The 20,172-nt window shown below is 33.6% G+C and carries 14 protein-coding genes and 2 pseudogenes; 7 read left to right on the top strand and 9 right to left on the bottom strand.

Translation table 11 applies throughout. The features are described 5' to 3' along the window. Nucleotides 1-26: 26 nt before the first annotated feature. From LJY17_RS04845 to LJY17_RS04805, 9 genes and pseudogenes are all read right to left on the bottom strand, one after another. Nucleotides 27-1,824: pseudogene (locus LJY17_RS04845) on the bottom strand (acyl-CoA dehydrogenase family protein). 44 nt (nt 1,825-1,868) lie between these two features. Further along, a complete protein-coding gene (locus LJY17_RS04840; protein WP_264542724.1) occupies nt 1,869-2,219 on the bottom strand; it encodes a four helix bundle protein in 351 nt (116 codons plus the stop codon). 36 nt (nt 2,220-2,255) lie between these two features. Beyond that, a pseudogene (locus LJY17_RS04835) lies at nt 2,256-3,438 on the bottom strand (acetyl-CoA C-acyltransferase). A 75-nt stretch (nt 3,439-3,513) separates the two neighbouring features. After that, entirely contained in the window at nt 3,514-5,904 is a 2,391-nt protein-coding gene (locus LJY17_RS04830; RefSeq protein WP_264542723.1) for a 3-hydroxyacyl-CoA dehydrogenase/enoyl-CoA hydratase family protein, read from the bottom strand. A 5-nt stretch (nt 5,905-5,909) separates the two neighbouring features. Further along, complete coding sequence (locus LJY17_RS04825) at nt 5,910-6,353, bottom strand: MarR family winged helix-turn-helix transcriptional regulator (RefSeq protein WP_264542722.1); 444 nt, start codon at nt 6,351-6,353, stop codon at nt 5,910-5,912. A gap of 119 nt (nt 6,354-6,472) precedes the next feature. Further along, a complete protein-coding gene (locus tag LJY17_RS04820) occupies nt 6,473-7,510 on the bottom strand; it encodes a proline iminopeptidase-family hydrolase (protein WP_264542721.1) in 1,038 nt (345 codons plus the stop codon). 11 nt (nt 7,511-7,521) lie between these two features. Next, nucleotides 7,522-9,294, bottom strand: coding sequence for an AMP-dependent synthetase/ligase (locus tag LJY17_RS04815; RefSeq protein WP_264542720.1), 1,773 nt, complete (start codon nt 9,292-9,294; stop codon nt 7,522-7,524). A 61-nt stretch (nt 9,295-9,355) separates the two neighbouring features. Next, the gene (gene msrB / locus LJY17_RS04810; protein WP_264544880.1) at nt 9,356-9,745 is read right to left on the bottom strand and encodes a peptide-methionine (R)-S-oxide reductase MsrB; all 390 of its coding nucleotides are present in this window, start codon (nt 9,743-9,745) and stop codon (nt 9,356-9,358) included. Between the two features lie 106 nt (nt 9,746-9,851). Then, nucleotides 9,852-10,706 (bottom strand): alpha/beta hydrolase, encoded by an 855-nt coding sequence (locus LJY17_RS04805; protein ID WP_264542719.1) that lies wholly within the window; start codon nt 10,704-10,706, stop codon nt 9,852-9,854. A gap of 143 nt (nt 10,707-10,849) precedes the next feature. Between LJY17_RS04805 and LJY17_RS04800 the strand changes: the two genes are divergently transcribed. From LJY17_RS04800 to LJY17_RS04770, 7 genes are all read left to right on the top strand, one after another. Further along, complete coding sequence (locus LJY17_RS04800) at nt 10,850-11,668, top strand: M48 family metallopeptidase (protein WP_264542718.1); 819 nt, start codon at nt 10,850-10,852, stop codon at nt 11,666-11,668. Between the two features lie 77 nt (nt 11,669-11,745). Next, a complete protein-coding gene (locus tag LJY17_RS04795) occupies nt 11,746-13,041 on the top strand; it encodes an MFS transporter (RefSeq protein ID WP_264542717.1) in 1,296 nt (431 codons plus the stop codon). A gap of 36 nt (nt 13,042-13,077) precedes the next feature. After that, the gene (locus LJY17_RS04790; RefSeq protein ID WP_264542716.1) at nt 13,078-14,049 is read left to right on the top strand and encodes a DUF6252 family protein; all 972 of its coding nucleotides are present in this window, start codon (nt 13,078-13,080) and stop codon (nt 14,047-14,049) included. A 194-nt stretch (nt 14,050-14,243) separates the two neighbouring features. Then, nucleotides 14,244-16,694, top strand: a complete 2,451-nt coding sequence (gene lon / locus LJY17_RS04785; protein WP_264542715.1) for an endopeptidase La — start codon at nt 14,244-14,246, stop codon at nt 16,692-16,694. Between the two features lie 85 nt (nt 16,695-16,779). After that, nucleotides 16,780-17,796 (top strand): type IX secretion system protein PorQ, encoded by a 1,017-nt coding sequence (gene porQ, locus LJY17_RS04780; protein WP_264542714.1) that lies wholly within the window; start codon nt 16,780-16,782, stop codon nt 17,794-17,796. A gap of 138 nt (nt 17,797-17,934) precedes the next feature. After that, nucleotides 17,935-18,615: a (d)CMP kinase gene (gene cmk / locus LJY17_RS04775; protein ID WP_264542713.1), complete on the top strand. Its 681-nt coding sequence runs from the start codon at nt 17,935-17,937 to the stop codon at nt 18,613-18,615. 80 nt (nt 18,616-18,695) lie between these two features. Continuing rightward, nucleotides 18,696-19,949: a nucleoside permease gene (locus tag LJY17_RS04770; RefSeq protein ID WP_264542712.1), complete on the top strand. Its 1,254-nt coding sequence runs from the start codon at nt 18,696-18,698 to the stop codon at nt 19,947-19,949. The last annotated feature ends 223 nt before the right edge of the window (nt 19,950-20,172 follow it).

The raw sequence follows: 20,172 nt of genomic DNA, 5'->3' as shown, positions 1-20,172 counted from the left end.
CAACCAAACTAATTAAAATTTAAATTTTAGAAGCAATAAGTATTTTCTGCTACCAATTTTGAAGCAATTGTTTCTCTTAGTGCTACTACATTAGGCATGTTTACATATTTTGTGAAACGACGTAATCCCATTAACATCATACGTTGCTCATCACCTTCAGCAAAAGAAACAATTCCTTCTTTTCCTTTTTGAGTAATGATATCAACCGCATTGTATAAGTATAATTGAGCCATTGCGATTTGTTCTTTTACGTTTTCCGCACCTTTAGCTTTAGCTAATTTTTCAGTACGTAAAATTCCGCTTTCTGCCATGTAGATTTCGATTAGCATATCAGATGCAGCCATCAATAATTGTTGGTGCGCTTCTAAGTCTGGACCATATTTTTGAACGGCAGCTCCAGCAACCATTAAGAATGATTTTTTCAATTTACCGATTAATTCTTTTTCTTCAGCAAATAATTCTGAATAATCTGGAGTGTTGAAATCAGGAATACCCATTAACTCTTCTGCCACTTTCATAGCTGGACCTAATAAATCAACGTGACCTTTCATTGCTTTTTTGACCAACATACCTACCGATAACATACGGTTGATTTCGTTTGTTCCTTCATAGATACGAGCAATACGAGCATCTCTCCAAGCAGATTCCATAGGAGTATCTTCAGAGAATCCCATACCACCAAAGATTTGGATTCCTTCGTCAGCACAGTTTTGGATATCTTCAGAAACAGCCACTTTAAGAATTGAACATTCGATAGCAAATTCTTCTACACCTTTTAATTCAGCTTCTTGGTGAGAAATTCCTTCTGCTACACGTGCATTAATTCTGTCTTCGATGCTTTTTGCAGCACGGTAAGAAGCAGATTCGCCAACATAAGCGTTAGTTGCCATTTCAGCTAATTTAGCACGGATAGCACCAAAGTTAGCGATAGGGGTATTGAACTGTAAACGTTCGTTAGCATATTTTACTGCACCAGAAATTGTTCTTCTTTGTGCATCCAAACAAGCTGCAGCCAATTTGATACGACCAACATTTAAAGCATTCATTGCAATTTTGAATCCTTCACCACGTCCTGCCAACATATTTTCTATCGGAACAATTGTATCGTTGAAGAATACCTGACGCGTTGAACTCGCACGAATACCTAATTTGTGTTCTTCTTCACCTAAAGTGATTCCGTTAGGATTAGCCGCATCGTATTCAACGATGAAACCAGTGATATTTTTATCATCTTCGATTCTTGCGAAAACAATCATTAGACTACAGAAACCTGCATTTGAAATCCACATTTTCTGACCGTTGATTTTGTATGATTTTCCATCAGCAGAAAGTTCTGCTTTAGTTTTACCTGAATTAGCATCAGAACCAGCTCCTGGCTCTGTTAAACAGTATGAACCAAACCATTCTCCTGAAGCTAATTTTGGAACATATTTTAATTTTTTGCTCCTCAGTTCCGTATAAAGTAATTGGCATTGTTCCAATTCCTGTGTGTGCACCAAAAGCAGTCGAGAATGATCCTGTTGCTCCTGAAATATAATCACATGTTAACATCGTAGAAACGAATCCCATTCCTAATCCTCCGTAAGCTTCTGGAACAGCTACACCCAATAAACCTAATTCACCTGCTTTGCGCATAGTTTCTTCAGTATAAGCGTAATCTTTCTTTTCGAATTTTTCTTTGTGTGCCCAAAGTTCTTTGTCTACAAATTCCTTAACGGTGTCACGCATCATGATTTGCTCTTCCGAAAAATCTTCAGGTGTGAAAATATTTTCACATTTAGTTTCTTTAACAAGGAATTGACCTCCTCTTGTAATATCTTCCATAATTTTATTTTTTAGATAAAAGAGAAAAGAAGAAAGAAAAAAGATTATGCTAACTTTGAAATGAAACCAGAAATCATTTTCTGTAATTCAATAATCTTATTTTCTAAATCTATCACTTTTTCATTGGTTATATAATTGTTTTGTAATGCTATTAATAATTGTGTTTGTAATTCGAAAGAAGAACCAAGACTAATATTAAGAAAGTGTTTGAAATGATTATTTTCTCTATTCGATCCTTCTGCAATATTGGAAGGTATAGAAATAGCAGCTCTATTCATTTGACTTGTTAAACCATACACTTCATTTTTTGGAAAATCTAATGTTATTTTATGTGTATCAGAAGCAATTTCCATTGCGAGTGACCAAATTTTTAGATTTTTGAAGTTATGTTTCACAAGTCTTTTCTCTTTCTTCTTTTCTCTTTTTTCTAATTACAATAATTCAAAAATACCTGCAGTTCCTTGACCGGTACCTACACACATAGTTACCATTCCGTATTTGTTACCACGACGTTTCATTTCGTCAAATAACTGAACTGATAATTTAGCTCCTGTACATCCAAGTGGGTGACCTAAAGCAATAGCTCCACCATTTACGTTTATGATTTCAGGATTTAAGTCTAATTCACGGATTACTGCTAAAGATTGAGCAGCAAAAGCTTCATTCAACTCGAATAATTCGATATCAGAAATTTTTAAACCAGCTTGTTGAACTGCTTTTGGAATAGCTTTCACTGGACCGATACCCATGATTCTTGGTTCAACACCAGCAGAAGCGAAGTTTACCAAACGTGCGATTGGTTCAAGGTTTAATTCTTTCACCATTTCTTCGCTCATAATTAATACGAAAGCTGCGCCATCACTCATTTGAGAAGAGTTACCCGCAGTTACTGAACCATCTGCTGCAAAAAACTGGTTTTAAGCCTGCTAACGCTTCAACAGAAGTTCCAGCTCTTGGTCCTTCATCTTTAATTACCGTGTATGATTTAGTTTCTTTTTTACCTGCTTCATTTAAGAAAGTGTGTTCTACAGTGATAGGAGCAATTTGAGCATCAAATTTACCTTCAGCTTGTGCTTTCAAAGCCTTCATATGTGATTGATATGCAAATTCATCTTGATCGGCACGGGAAACATTGAATTGTTTAGCAACAGCTTCAGCTGTTAATCCCATTCCCCAGTAGTAATCTTCGTGACCAGCAGCTGCGGCTTTATAATCCGGAGTTGGTTTATAACCACCCATTGGAATGTAACTCATGCTTTCTGCACCACCAGCGATAATACAATTTGCCATTCCTGATTGGATTTTGGCTGTCGCCATACCAATAGTTTCTAAACCAGAGGCACAGTAACGGTTTACGGTTACACCAGGAACATCATCTACTTTTAATCCCATTAGCGAAATTAAACGACCAACGTTTAATCCTTGTTCTGCTTCCGGCATGGCATTTCCTACCATTACGTCGTCAATTCTTGTTTTATCAAAACCTGGTAATTGCGCCATCAAATACTCGATAGTTTCAGCGGCTAATTCGTCAGGTCTTTTGAAACGGAACAATCCTTTTGGTGCTTTACCAACGGCTGTTCTATATCCTTTTACTATATATGCTGTTTTCATATTTTACTTTTTAGAGAAAAGAAGAAAGAGAAAAGATGAAAGAAATTCTTTGTTCTTGCTTCTTTGTTCTTGTTTCTAGTTTCTAAGCGGTTTTCCTTTAGTTAACATAAATTGGATACGCTCCAATGTTTTTCGTTCGGTACAAAGCGATAAGAAAGCTTCTCTTTCGATATCTAATAAATATTGCTCTGTAACTAATGTAGGCTCAGATAAATCACCTCCAGCCATAACATATGCTAATTTGTTAGCAATTTTTTGATCGTGTTCTGAGATGTATTGTCCAGCAACCATTTGATCTGTTCCTACTAAGAACATACCTAAAGCTTGTTTTCCCAATACTTTAATGTCTTTTCTACGAACCGGTTGTGTATAACCCGCTTCAGCCATTAATAAAGCGTGTTTCTTAGCTTCAGCAATCTGACGGTCTTTGTTTACTACAACAACGTCTTTTCCTTTTTGCAGGATGCCTAAATCGTAGGCTTCATAAGCTGAAGTAGCTACTTTAGCCATACCGATAGTTAAGAAGTATTCTTGAAGAACATTTAATTCAACGTCATTTTTACGGAAAGTATCTGCAGCACGTAAAGCCATTTCTTTAGATCCACCACCACCAGGGATAACTCCAACACCGAATTCAACCAATCCGATATACGTTTCTGCGGCAGCAACTACTTTATCAGCATGCATTGAAAGTTCACAACCACCACCTAAAGTCATTCCGTGAGGAGCGGCAATTACTGGAATTGAAGAGTAACGAGCACGCATCATAGTGTCCTGGAACATTTTGATAGCCATGTTTAACTCATCATATTCTTGCTCAACTGCCATCATGAAAATCATTCCGATGTTAGCTCCAACTGAGAAATTTGTTCCTTGGTTACCAACAACCAATCCGTTGTACTCTTTTTCAGCTAAATCGATAGCTTTGTTTATTCCTTGAAGGACACCACCACCAATTGTATTCATTTTTGAATGGAATTCTAAGTTTAAGATTCCGTCTCCAATATTATGTACCGTACAATCGGCATTACCCCAAACTTTTTTAGTCTCACGGATATTGTTTAAGATGATAAATGCATCTTGACCCGGTACTTTAGTTTGTGATTTTGAAGCAATGTTGTAGAAATGAGTTGATCCTTCTTTTACAGTATAGAAAGATGTGTTTCCACTTGCAATCATATCATTAACCCAAGCAGCTGGTTCGTAACCTTCTGCCTTCATTAATTCGATACCTTTTTGAACACCAATAGCATCCCAAATTTCGAAAGGACCATTTTCCCACCCGAAACCTGCTTTCATGGCATCATCGATTTTGTAAAATTCGTCAGTGATTTCAGGAACTCGGTTAGACACATAAGCAAACATAGATGAGAATGATTTTCTGTAGAATTCACCTGCTTTATCTGTTCCTTTTACTAGTACTTTGAATCTATCGATAGGTTTTTCGATAGTTTTTGTCATTTCCAGCGTGGCAAATGACGCTCTTTTATTGGGACGATATTCTAAAGTGTTTAAGTCTAATGACAGAATATCTTTTCCTTCTTTTTTATAGAAACCTTGTCCAGTTTTGCTTCCTAACCATTTGTTTTCCATCATTTTGTTGATGAAATCAGGAAGTTTGAATAATTCGTGTGCTTCGTCGTTTGGACAGTTTTCATAAATACCGTTAGCCACGTGTACTAAAGTATCTAAACCTACCACATCTACAGTACGGAAAGTAGCCGATTTTGGACGACCAATTACTGGTCCAGTTAATTTATCAACCTCCTCAATAGTTAATCCCATATCTTTTACCAAGTGGAATAAACTCTGGATTCCGAAGATTCCGATTCTGTTTCCAATGAAAGCCGGAGTATCTTTAGCAACAACAGAAGTTTTACCTAAGAACTGCTCACCATAGTTATTTAGGAAGTCTAATACTTCTTGAGAAGTTTTTGGACCAGGAATAATTTCAAATAATTTCAAATAACGTGCAGGGTTGAAGAAGTGCGTTCCGCAGAAATGCTTTTGGAAATCTTCGCTTCTTCCTTCACTCATGAAATGAATTGGAATACCAGAAGTGTTTGACGTAATTAATGTTCCTGGTTTTCTGTGTTGGTCAAGTTGTTCAAAAACAGATTTTTTAATATCTAATCTTTCAACAACTACTTCGATAATCCAATCTACATCCTTTACTTTTGCGATATCATCTGTTAAGTTTCCTGTTGTGATACGATCAGCAAATTTTGGATGATAAATAGGAGAGGGTTTCGATTTTAAAGCGTTAGCTAAACTGTCATTAACAATTCGGTTTCTTACCGCTTTACTTTCAAGGGTTAAACCTTTTTTCTGTTCAGCTTCGTTTAGTTCGCGAGGTAAAATATCAAGTAGTAATACTTCTACTCCAATATTTGCAAAATGGCAGGCAATACCTGAACCCATGATACCTGAACCAACGACAGCAACTTTTTTAATTACTCTTTTCATTTTGATTACTCTGGTTGATTGAATATGTTTTTATCTTGTATTAATTCGTTTATTACTTCGGCAACTTCCACAAAATGGATTAGTTTTTCTTCAGCTATATGCTGTTTTACAGCTTCATTAAACTTTAAAACGGTTTGTTTTGAAAGCTCTCTTTTTAGTTTTCCTTCTTCAGTTAAATAGATTAACACGCCTCGACCGTCATTTGGATTTGGTTTTCTAATGATTAGGCCTTTTTCTTCTAATGTTTTTAGGGTTCTGGTAAGACTTGTAGCTTCCATTCCCATGCGGCTGCTTATTTTTGTAGAAGGAGTTCCTTCTTCTCTGTCTATACTTAAAAGGGCAAAACCAATAGCCATCGAACCTTCGTATTTTGAAGCTTCTTCATTATACATACGAGCAACTGCCTGCCATGTAGAACGAAGTATGTAATCTATAGTTTTATCTTTCATATTTAATTTTGGAAAATCAAATATACAAAAAAAATAGTATGCATGCATAATAAATTGATGATTTTTTTATGCGTGCATATAAAAAAAATAAAAGCCCTTGTAGAAAAGGGCTTGAGAGGTTAAAATTTATTTTCGTTTACATCATTTAAGAATTTTATGACTCCTGGGATGTATGTTTTTTGATCATCATATTGTGAAAGGTGACTTCCGTTAGGACAATATAAAAATCTTCCGTGTTGCACTTCCTTAGACATCCATTTCATGTGTTCAGGATCCATTGTGTCATGTTTTGAACCAATTACTAATGTTGGAACTGAAATGGTTTTTAATTTATCTCTGACATCCCAATTTTTTAGTGAAGCATTTCCAGTAATTCCAAATTCGCTTGGCCCTTGCATGAAAATATATACGTTTGGATTGAGGTGTTTGAAGCATCTGTTCACAGCTTCTGGCCATTCATTTAATGGTTTTCTTAAAATATGTTCTGTATAATAATATTTAAAGAGTAAGTCTTGATATTTAGGATTATGATAATCTTTGTTTTTTTCGAAAGTTTTGATTTGTTCAAAAACTTCTTTTGGAAGTTTAGGGCCTAGAGCTTCTTCTGCATACTTATTATATAAAGGGACACTTGACATCATATTGGAAATAATTAATCCTTTTAAATTATTTTGATATTTAAAAGCATATTCCATGGCAAGAATACCTCCCCAAGATTGTCCTAATATATAGAAGTTGTCTTTATTTAAACCTAAAGCTTTACGAACTTGCTCGACTTCGTCTACAAAACGATCGTTTGTCCATAGTCGATTATCATTTGGTTGGTCGCTGTAATAAGAACCCAATTGGTCATAATATATGTATTCGATCCCTTCTTTTGGGAAATAGCCGTCAAAACATTCATACAGTTCATGAGTAACCCCAGGACCACCATGTAGTAAAAGGACTTTTATTTTTGGATTGTTACCAATGCGTTTTGTCCAGACTTTAAATTCACCTGCTGGAGTTTTGATAGGAATCATTCTGATTCCACCAGTATATTGATCTTCGGGATTTGAATAATCGAAGTAATTTAAACTAGAAACTTCCTCTTTGTTTTTACAATTAGAGAATGTTACCATAATTAGAGAAAAACAAAGAAGAAGTTTAAGTTTCATAACAATTGATTTTAGTTATATATTTTATCGTAAAGACCTTTGTATTTTTCCAATACTACTTTACGTTTTAATTTTAATGTAGGAGTAAGTTGTCCACCATCTATTGACCAAATATCTGGAGTAAGTTCAAAACGTTTGATTTTTTCCCAATTTCCAAATTTAGTATTATAGGTGTCGATTTCTTGTTGGATTCTATTGATAACCTCTGAATTTGAAATAATTTCTTCGTTAGTGTTACCAATGTTTATTTTATGAATTGATGCCCATTCTTTTACAAAATCAAATGAAGGCTGAATAATAGCAGCTGGCATTTTTTGCCCATCACCAATTACCATGATTTGTTCGATAAAACGAGATTGCTTAAATGTGTTTTCAAGAATTTGAGGCGCGATATATTTACCACCAGATGTTTTGAACATTTCCTTTTTACGATCAGTAATTCTTAAGAAACCATCCTTGTCAAACTCACCAATATCACCCGTATGGAAGTATCCGTCTTTAATAACATCGGCAGTTTGTTGCTCATCTTTATAATAGCCCATCATAACATTTGGTCCTTTACAAAGAATTTCTCCATCTTCAGCAATTTTAACTTCAACGTTTTTGATAAGTTTACCAACTGTTCCAACGCGGAAAAGTTTATTACGCATATCATTTACAGAAATTACGGGAGAAGTTTCAGACAAACCATAACCTTCTACAACTGACATTCCAGCGGCTGCAAATACTCTTGTTAAACGTGTTTGTAATGCTGCACTTCCAGAAACCATTAATTTAACGTTACCACCAAGAGCTTCTTGCCACTTACTGAATATTAATTTACGAGCAATTTTTAATTGGAATTCATAGAACCATCCGTTTTGACCATAAGGTTCATATTTAAGTCCTAAATCGATTGCCCAGAAGAAAAGTTTCTTTTTTATACCAGTTAATTCGGTTCCTTTTGCATAGATTTTGTCATATACTTTTTCAAGTAAACGTGGTACTACAGAGAATACGTCTGGTTTTACTTCTTTAAAATTTTCTGAAATTTTATCAATGGACTCTCCAAAATAAATTGAAATCGAGTAGTATTGATAAATGTATACAACCATTCTTTCAAAAATATGACAAATTGGTAAGAAGCTCATTGCTCTTGCTGCACCTTCGGCAAGTGGAATTCTATCTGAGCTATCAATAACATTGGAAACAATATTATTATGTGATAGCATAACTCCTTTAGGTTTACCTGTAGTTCCAGAAGTATATATAATAGTGGCTAAATCGGTAGATTTTACTGCATTTTTACGCTCTTCAACAAAGTTTTGTGTAGAGGTGTCTTTCCCAATTGCTAATAAATCTTTCCAATTATTTTCTCCAGAAATTTCATCAAATGTATAAACTCCTACAAGTGAAGGGACGTTTGCTTTAATTTGATTAAGCTTTCTTAAAACTTCAACATCAGAAACGAAGCAATATTTAGCTTCTGAATGATTTAATATATATTCGTAATCTTGTTCTGAAATAGTAGGATAAATAGGCACAGTTTGTGCTCCAGTTTGTAAAGTACCAATATCCATGATATTCCATTCTGTCCTGTTGGTAGATGAAATAATGGCTATTTTATCATTTTTTTGAACTCCCATAGAAATAAGAGCTCTCGAAATAGCATTGGCTTTATCAATATATTCTTGTGTAGATGTTTTTACCCATTCACCATTATATTTAGTTACTAAGGCATCAGGTAAATCGTTTTTTTCTAGCTGATAATATGGGAAATCAAATAGACGGGTAATTTTGGTCATTATAAATAGGTATGGTTAATAATGCAAATAAAAGAAAATTAATGAGAATATGAATAATTCTTTATTTTTTAAAATCAACAGACAAAGAGTTAACACAAAATCTGGTTCCAGTTTTAGTTGGTCCATCATCAAAAACGTGTCCTAAATGACCTCCACATTTAGCACAAAGTATTTCAGTTCTTGACATTCCAAAGGAAACATCTTTTTTATATTCAACTTTTCCTGGTAAGGCTTCATCGAATGAAGGCCAGCCACAATGTGATTCAAATTTAGATTCTGATGAAAAAAGCGGTTCGCCACATCCACCACAAAGGTAAGTTCCCTTTTCAAAATGTAAGTTATATTTTCCTGTGCCAGCATATTCTGTACCTTTTTCACGTAAAATACGATAGCGTTCTTCTCCTAACTGAGCTTTCCACTCGGCATCTGTTTTTTCAACTGAATATTTCATGGTTTTATTTTCTTTTTTTACAATTGTTTTTTTGTCTTGACCTTGGCAGGATGTCACAATAAGAATTATTATAAGCAAGGTGTATTTTACAATTGTAGTCATGATATTATTGATTTATAAATGACATTGTTTTTTCTATTACTGCTGCATCTCCCAAAATTTTACGATGTCCTAATTTTTTGGTTCTATACAACTCTCCATTTTGAAGATGTTTATATATGTTTTCGGCACAAAGTATAGGAACTTCATAATCATTTTCGTCGTGAATGATAAGCGTTGGTATTTCTACTTTTTGTGCGGCAACATGTGCGGCATAATTTTCCATAGGTTCGCCAAACTTTTTCTCAAAAAGAGTTTTCATCTTTATGGCAATTTCAGGTTTCAGTTTTAGTTTTTGAACAAAATCATTTAAAATATCCTGAATTTTATCGGCACTACCTATTGTTACTAATTTTTTAAGTTGAAGTCCCTGTTTAACTGAATTTAATAATGACATTCCTCCTAATGAATGACCAATTGCAAACTCAAAGGGGCCGTGTTTTTTTTCTAACTCTAAAATCGAAGCAATAAATTCTGGCATTAATGTTGTCGAGCTACCTGATTTTCCATGTGCGGGAGCGTCAAAACTAATCGTACTATATCCTTTGCTTACAAGTTCATCTGCAAATTTTACTAACTGTGTTCCTCTGCCTGACCAACCATGAACTAACAATACTTTTCTTGGACTATGACCATAATGATAAACGACAATACTCTTGTTTATTTTTGGAATAAAAACGTTTTCTTTGATTGCGTTTTTGTCCATTTCAAATTCACGCTTAGGTGTTTTATGTTTTATTGGTGTTGTAAATATTTTTGCTCCAACTTTAGTAACTAAATCTTTAGAAAAAAACTCAATAAGTTTTACACTGTAAATTATAGGTTTAGGAACATGTATTCCTTCTTTTTTTTTGGCTTTCAAAACAATTTTATTAAAATGCTATGCAATTTAGCTTTTTTTTGCGTTTTGGTATAAACTTTGTTTCATAAATTAATCTTAAAATACCTTATAGATTTTAAGTTTTTTAAAAAATGAATTAATTTTACTACACAAAATAAACAAGTATGAAGACAAAATTGATAGTTACAACAATTGGATTAGCAGCATTGACGTTTGCTTGTGCAACAAATCCATTTACAGGAAAGAAAACAATGGCTTTAGTTCCTGACAGTGAAATATTTCCATCTGCATTTCAGGAATACAATCAATTTTTATCTGAAAATAAAGTAATTAAAGGAACAAAAGATGCTCAAAGAGTTGAGACCGTTGGGATGAAGATTAAAACAGCTGCTGAAAGATGGTTGACAGCAAATGGGAATGCTACTTATTTAAAAGACTATAAATGGGAATATAATTTAGTAGATAGTAAAGAGGTTAACGCTTGGTGTATGCCTGGAGGGAAAATAGTATTTTACACTGGTATTTTGCCAATTACGAAAGATGATGCTGGAATGGCTGCAGTAATGGGGCACGAAGTAGCTCACGCGTTGGCTAATCATGGTCAGCAACGCATGAGTGCAGGTCTATTACAACAAGCAGGAGCTGTAGGAGTAGCAGTTGCTACACAGAACAAATCAGTAGAAAGTCAACAATTATTTATGCAAGCCTATGGAGTAGGGAGTCAAGTAGGAGGTATGTTACCATTTAGTCGCAGCCACGAAAGCGAAGCAGATATGATTGGATTAACGTTAATGGCAATTGCAGGCTATAATCCTGAAAATGCTGTGTTTGTTTGGGAAAGAATGTCGGCTCAAGCAGGAGGTCAAGCGCCGCCAGAATTTTTAAGTACACACCCAAGTAATCAAACACGTATCAATGAATTGAAAAAGTTACTACCTGAAGCTAAAGCTGAAGCTGCTAAATTTGGAGTAGTTTTTAAATAAGAAGTTGTTTTTAGATAAAATAATAGTATTTTCGAACCACGCTTTATGCGTGGTTTTTTATTTTAAAAATTTACATTATGCCACAACTTCAAAAAGGAGATAAAAAATTATTAAATGCTTGGGCTTTTTACGACTGGGCTAACTCAGTATACAGCTTGGTAATTGCATCGGCTATCTTTCCTATATTTTATAATGCTTTGTTCAAAATAAGAGGTAATAATTATGTTGATGTATTTGGTTATCATTTCAAAGATACTGCCATGATAACTTTTGTTACTGCATTAGCCTTCTTAATAGTTGCTTTTATTTCTCCAATTCTTTCTGGTATTGCAGATTATGTTGGAAATAAGAAAGCTTTTTTAAGATTCTTTTGTTACATGGGCGGAATTTCTTGTATTGGATTATATTGGTTTAATGTTGAAAATTTCTTTATTAGTTATACTGTTTATTTATTTGGATTAATAGGTTTTTGGGCAAGTTTAGTATTTTATAATTCTTATTTACCAGATATAGCTTTTCCTGAACAGCAAGATAAAGTTAGTGCCCGTGGTTTTTCAATGGGATATATAGGAAGTACTATTTTGCTAATTATCAATTTGGCAATGGTAATGCTTGTTCCTGATGAGAAAAAAATGGAAATGATGAGATATTCATTTTTAATGGTTGGGGTATGGTGGATTGGTTTTAGCCATGTCACATATTATTATCTTCCTAAAGGAGTTTCAACTGGTCATAAAGTTACTAAAGCGGTTATTTTAGACGGATTTAAAGAGTTGAGGTTAGTTTGGAAAGATGTTAAAAAAAATATTATTTTAAAAAGATATTTAGCCAGTTATTTTGTCTTTATTATGGCTGTTCAAACAGTTATGTTGGTAGCGACATATTTTGGTGCCGAGGAAATAGCATGGGAAACGGAAAGTCAAGAAACTACTGGTTTAATCATAAGTATATTACTTATACAGTTGGTTGCGGTGGTTGGAGCCTTTTTTACGTCAAGAGCTTCAGGGAAGTTTGGAAACATAAATGTATTGATTTTCTTAAATGCTTTTTGGGCTGCATTATGTTGTTTTGCATATTTTGTTGAAACTCCAAACGAGTTTTATGCAACAGCAGGTTTTGTTGGATTAGTTATGGGAGGAATTCAGTCACTAGCAAGATCAACTTATTCAAAATTTTTACCAGATACTACAGATACTGCATCTTATTTTAGTTTTTATGATGTTACTGAAAAAGTTGCAATTGTGATAGGAATGTCTGTATATGGAATAATAGATCAAGTAACTGGGTCAATGAGAAACTCAATTGTTTTTTTAGGCATTTTCTTTGTTATAGGACTTGTTCTACTATTGAGAGTTCCTAACAAAAAGTCATAAATAATTATATATTTGCAAAAATAAAAACTCAAAACCATGAACTTAACAAAAAGAATATTTCAGTTAACTGCATTATTTGCCTTTTTCTCATTGGCTTCATGTTCAACTGATATTGAACCTTATGAAGGAGGAATTCCTCCTTCAAATCAAACAGATAATTCGAATCCCACTAATCCTTCTACCACTTCAGTTTTTAAAGCAGATTTTGATGGGCAAACTTTTACAGCAAATACTACTCAGGCAATAGTTAATTCTAATTATATGTCTATCACTGGGACAAAAACTACTGGAGAATTTTTTCAAATAACTATTCCAGGTGTTGCAGTTGGTACATATACAATGCATTCTCCTACAACATCGGCTATGCCGTTTGGATTGTTATATTCTCCTGGATCAGGAAATGTTCCCTTTTTAGCAACTGATGATCAAACAGGTCCATTTGCAAGTTTTCCTAGTTATGTTGATACATCTGAAATTGTAATTACTAATATTGATCAGGTTAACAAAAGAATTGTGGGGACTTTTAAGTTCACAGGAGCGAGATTTGTAGGAACTTCTGGAACTTCTATAGAAACTAAAGTTTTTACAAGTGGTGTTTTTAACTTACCTTTTACTAATGATGTACCAGCTCCAGCAGGTAACAGTTTTACTGCAAAATTAAATGGAAATAACTTTGTGCCAACAAATATTTCTGGAATCAAAATGAGTGGAATGATTTCTTTAATTGGAAGAAGAGGAAATGTCGAAAATATTGGAGTAGTTGTGCAGGATAATGTAACGGCAGGTACAACAGTTAATTTCACTGCATTTAGTTCAGATGCTAGAGGACAATATGTTTTGAATTCAACTCCTCAAGGAGTTTTTGGAGGAGATGGTACAGTAACTGTAACTTTCCATGACACTATTGCAAAAAGAATAAAAGGTACTTTTAGTTTCCATGCAACTTCATTCTTTGATCCAGCAGTTTTTGATATTACAGCAGGAACTTTTGATATTACTTACATGTAATCATTGAATTAATCAAATAATTTTGAAATCCCGAATATTCGGGATTTTTTTATGGCACAATACTTGTCCAATCTTTAATGTAAATTTGTAAGTAAAATGTTTATTTATTGATTTTCAGTTAGATGATTGTTTTTAATGTAATAACTTTGCATTACTACTTTCTGTGTTTAATGACAAAATGACTTAAATTATATATGTCTCAACAAAAAATTATCACATTTGACAGTTTGTCACTTCAAGAAATCGATTCCGAAGCCGATTTAATTCCTTTATTGACTCCCGAAGATGAGGAGGAAATGAATAATGAAGAGCTTCCATCAGATTTACCTATCTTACCTTTGAGAAATACTGTGTTATTTCCTGGGGTTGTTATTCCTATTACTGCGGGTAGAGATAAATCTATTAAATTATTAAATGATGCTAATGCTTCAGATAAAATAATTGGAGTAGTTTCTCAAAAAAATGAAGAAGATGAAGATCCAAATGAATCGCAAATCAATAAAGTAGGAACTGTAGCTAGAATTCTTCGAATTTTAAAAATGCCTGATGGTAACGTTACTGTTATTCTTCAAGGAAAAAAAAGATTTGAAATAGATAAGGTTACTACCACTGAGCCTTATTTACGAGCAACAATCAAAGAAGTTGCTGAAGAACGTCCAAAAGAAAAGGATAAAGAATTTCAAGCCATAATAGATTCGGTTAGAGAATTAGCAATTCAAATTATCAAGGAGAGTCCAAATATTCCTACTGAAGCTACTTTTGCAATTAAGAATATAGAAAGTAATTCGTTTTTGGTCAATTTTGTGTCGTCTAACATGAATTTGACAGTAGTTGAAAAACAAGAACTTTTAGAAGTAAATAATCTTAAGGATAGAGCTTTAAATACATTAAAGCATATGAATGTTGAGCTTCAAAAATTGGAGCTGAAAAATGATATTCAGTCTAAAGTTCGTTTTGATTTAGATCAACAGCAACGTGAATATTTTCTGCAACAGCAAATGAAAACTATTCAAGAAGAATTGGGAGGTGTTTCTCATGAAGCTGAAATTGAAGAAATGCGCAATAAAGCAAACGAAATGAACTGGGATGCAAAAACCAGAAAACATTTCGATAAAGAAATTTCTAAATTGCAGCGAACAAATCCAAACTCTCCAGATTTTGGCATCCAAAGAAATTATTTAGAGTTGTTTCTAGAATTGCCATGGAATAAATTTTCAAAAGATAATTTTGATTTAAAAAGAGCTCAAAAAATATTAGACAGAGATCATTTTGGTCTTGATGATGTTAAAAAAAGAATTATAGAGCATTTAGCTGTGCTTAAACTTCGTAATGATATGAAATCGCCTATTATATGTTTGACGGGACCTCCGGGGGTCGGTAAAACCTCTATTGGGAAATCGGTTGCAGAAGCATTGGGTAGAGAGTACGTTCGTATGTCATTAGGAGGTTTACGTGATGAAGCCGAAATTAGAGGACATCGTAAAACATATATAGGAGCAATGCCTGGTCGCATTATTCAAAGCATTAAAAAAGCTGGAACAGCTAATCCGGTATTTATTTTAGATGAAATTGACAAATTATCAGTGAGTAATCATGGTGATCCATCATCGGCGTTATTAGAAGTATTAGATCCTGAACAAAACAAAGAGTTTTACGACAATTTCCTAGAAATGGGATTCGATTTATCTAAAGTAATGTTCATTGCTACTTCAAATAATATTGCAAATGTGCAACCTGCTTTACGTGATCGTATGGAAATTATCACAATGACAGGTTATACTATTGAGGAAAAAATAGAAATTGCTAAACAACATTTGGTTCCTAAACAAATAACAGAACACGGCCTAGATAACAAACAAATTGTTATTGGTAAAAAGCAAATTGAAAAAATTGTTGAAGGTTATACTAGAGAATCAGGTGTTCGTGGTTTAGAGAAAAAAATTGCTCAAGTTGTTCGTAATGCAGCAAAATCTATCGCGTTGGAAGAAGAATATAACGTAAAAGTTACTGACGAAGATATTGTAAAGATATTAGGTCCTGCAAAATTAGAACGTGATAAATACGAAAATAACGATACAGCTGGTTTAGTAACAGGATTGGCTTGGACAAGTGTTGGAGGCGATATTTTATTTATAGAATCTATTATTTCTGAAGGAAAAGGAAACTTGACCTTTACTGGAAATATGGGAACTGTAATGAAAGAATCGATTACCATTGCCATGGAATATGTTAAGGCAAATGCAAAAAAGCTTGGGATAAATACCGAGATTTTTACGAAGTACAACATTCACGTTCATATTCCCGAGGGAGCTACTCCAAAAGATGGACCAAGTGCGGGAATTGCAATGCTTACTTCTTTAGTGTCTTTGTTAACACAAAGAAAAGTGAAGAAAAATTTAGCCATGACAGGTGAAATTACTCTTCGTGGAAGAGTACTCCCGGTAGGAGGAATAAAAGAAAAAATATTGGCTGCAAAAAGAGCTAAGATTAAAGAAATTATTCTTTCAGAAGAAAACAAAAAAGATATCGAAGAAATTAAAAAAGAATATGTTCAAGGACTTACTTTCCACTTTGTAAACGATATGCAAGAAGTTTTAGAACTTGCTATAACGAAGGAAAAAGTCAAGTTTGCAAAACACTTATAATTTAAAACGGCTATTATTAGCCGTTTTTTTGTAAAAAATAAATATATTCGCCGTGCGTTATATATCATTATAACAGGCTAAATAGATGCAAAACAAATTAACCTTTCTCTTCTTGTTGTTTATAACTCACTCGGCTTTTTCACAAGTTGGAGGAGAGAATGTTTATCAGTTTTTAAATTTAATTTCATCACCACGTCAAGCGGCCTTGGGAGGAAAAACAATCACTACTTACGATTATGATGTAAACCAACCGTTATTTAATCCAGCTTCAATTAATGAAGAAATGAATGGTCGATTGGCACTCAATTACTCTAATTATTTGGGCGATGTAAATTATGGAACAGCTTCGTATGCCTATACATACGACAAGCACGTGAATACCTTTCATGCAGGTGTAACCTATATAAATTACGGAAAATTTGATGGACGAAATGAGTTTGGTGAAGCAACGGGTAGTTTTTCTGGAGGTGAAGTTGCTTTGTCATTAGGATACGCTTACAATGTACCTTGGACAAATTTATATTTTGGTGCTAATGCTAAATTTATATCATCAACATTAGAAAGTTATCAATCTTTTGGAGCAGCTGTAGACTTAGGAGCTATTTATGTAGATGATAAAAATGATATAAATTATGGTTTGGTGGTTCGTAATTTTGGAACACAAATTACGACTTACAATGGCGTAAATGAAAAATTACCATTTGAAGTAATTGCTGGAATCTCTCAAGAATTAGAAAATGTTCCTGTTCGTTGGCATTTAACACTTGAAAATCTTCAAAGATGGAAAGTAGCTTTTTCGAATCCTGCTAGAAGTGAACAAACTATAGATGGGGGAGTTCAGGAAGAAAAAGTAGGTTTTTTGGCAAATGCTTTCCGCCACGTGATTTTTGGTGTCGAAATACTTCCACAAAGAGCCATCAACTTTAGATTAAGCTACAATTTCCGTAGAGCAGCCGAACTTAAAATTGTAGACCAACGTACGTTTTCTGGAATTTCTGCAGGATTTGGAATTCGCTTTAATAAATTCAGATTCGATTATTCTTACTCACGATATACATCTGCATCAAATACTAGCCAATTTGGTTTGATGATTAATTTGTAGCCAAACAATAGGAATAGTACATTTGTATTTCCCGCTGTACGTTTCAATCTGTCATTGCGAGCTTGCCGAACAATCTCACAAAGTCAGGATTTCTACTTCCATCGGGGCTAGCACAAACATTAGGCATTTTTTAAACAAATGAAAAAAATAACGATAGCCATCGATGGTTTTTCTTCAACAGGGAAAAGTACTTTAGCAAAACAAGTTGCCAAACAATTAGGCTATGTATATGTAGATACAGGAGCAATGTACAGAGCTGTAACATTGTTTGCAATGCAAAACAATTTAATTGATGAAATAGATTTTAATAAAGAAGAGTTAATAAAAAGACTTTCTGAAATTCATTTAAGCTTTCAATTCAATCCACAATTAGGTTTTGCCGAAATGTATTTAAATAATGTAAATGTCGAAAAGCAGATCAGAACACTAGAAGTATCAAACTTTGTAAGTCAAATTGCAGAGGTGTCTCAAGTAAGAGCTATGTTGGTTAAGCAACAACAACAAATGGGTAAAGACAAAGGTGTTGTGATGGATGGAAGAGATATTGGTACTGTAGTATTTCCAAATGCAGAATTAAAAATTTTCATGAATGCGAGCCCAGATGTTCGTGCCCAAAGACGTTATGATGAACTTTCAGAAAAAGGACAATTGGTTTCCTATGATAGAGTTCTTGAAAACGTTATGCAACGCGATTATATAGATACTCACAGAGAAGATTCACCACTTGTCAAAGCGGATGATGCTATCGAAATAGATAATTCTTATTTAAGTAGAGAAGAACAATTTAAGAAAGTACTTGAATTAGTTAATAATATTTAGGTAAAAACTATTTGTAGGTTTATTTTATTTGTTAGATTTACCGGCTTTTTTAAATCAAACAAAAACCAAAAATAAATTTTATGAATATTAAGTTTAGATTAACGTTAATGAGCTTTCTTCAATTCTTTGTGTGGGGAGCTTGGTTAATTACAGTAGGAAATTATTGGTTCGGGACAAAACAATGGAGCGGAGCAGAATTTGGAGCCATTTTTTCTACACTTGGAATTTCTTCTATTATTATGCCTGCAATTACAGGTATTATTGCTGATAAATGGTTAAATGCAGAAAGATTATATGGAATCTTGCACATTATAGGTGGGTTATTTATCGCTTATCTTCCGCAAGTTGAAGATCCTTCAACATTTTATTGGGTTATTTTTGGTGCGATGATGTGCTATATGCCTACTATTTCGTTATCAAACTCAGTAGCATATACAATTCTTAAAAATAGTGACTACGATGTAATTAAAGTTTTTCCTCCTATTAGAGTTTGGGGAACTGTTGGTTTTATTGTAGCCATGTGGATAACAAATTTAACAGGGAATAAAGCATCTGTTAATATGTTTTATATCTCAGCTTTTGCAGCATTTGTTTTAGGGGCTTATTCGTTTACATTACCGCAATGTAAGCCGCAAAACTTAATTGATGAAGATGCGACTCTTACAAAAAAATTAGGATTAGACGCATTTAAATTATTTGGGACATATAAAATGGCACTGTTTTTCATCTTCTCAATGTTTTTGGGAGGTGCATTACAGTTAACAAATATGTATGGAGATACTTATTTGTCAGAATTTGAAAAAATTCCTCAGTATGCAAATTCATTCGTAGTAAAATATTCTACTATTATAATGTCGATTTCTCAAATATCTGAGACACTATTCATTTTAGCAATTCCTTTCTTTTTAAAACGTTTTGGTATAAAGCAAGTGATGTTGATTTCAATGTTGGCTTGGGTGTTACGTTTTGGTTTGTTTGCTTATGGCGATCCTGCTGGTGGATTATGGATGATTATTCTTTCTTGTATCGTTTATGGAATGGCATTTGACTTCTTTAATATATCAGGGTCATTGTTTGTAGAAACTACTACAAGTTCTAGAATGCGTTCATCGGCTCAAGGTTTATTCATGATGATGACCAATGGTTTTGGGGCTTTTTTTGGAGGTTTGATAAGTGGTAAAGTTATTGATACTTATTATACTGTAGATGGTCAACGAGATTGGCATGGTATATGGTTCGCATTTGCTATTTATGCATTAATCATTGCAATTGCTTTTGCAATATTATTTAAACACAAGCACAATCCTAAAGATGTAGAAAATATCACACATTAACAAAAAAACCAATGAATTCATCGGTTTTTTTTGTTGGTTCAAATTTTATGATTACTTATTTAGCTTATTAAAAACGAATTGTTGATTGTTAAAACCTTATGAGTAAAAACTTTGGTAATTAAATAATTATTGTTAATTTTGCGCACCTTTTGGTGAAGAAGAGTTTCCTTTAGGTATCAATCATTTATGTAAAACACTTCTGTTATTTTCTACCACTTTGAGA

Source organism: Flavobacterium hankyongi (genome assembly GCF_036840915.1).
Taxonomy (GTDB): Bacteria; Bacteroidota; Bacteroidia; order Flavobacteriales; family Flavobacteriaceae; genus Flavobacterium; species Flavobacterium hankyongi.
The sequence above is the reverse complement of the archived record's forward strand: the minus strand, read 5'-3'. Positions and strand labels throughout refer to the sequence as shown.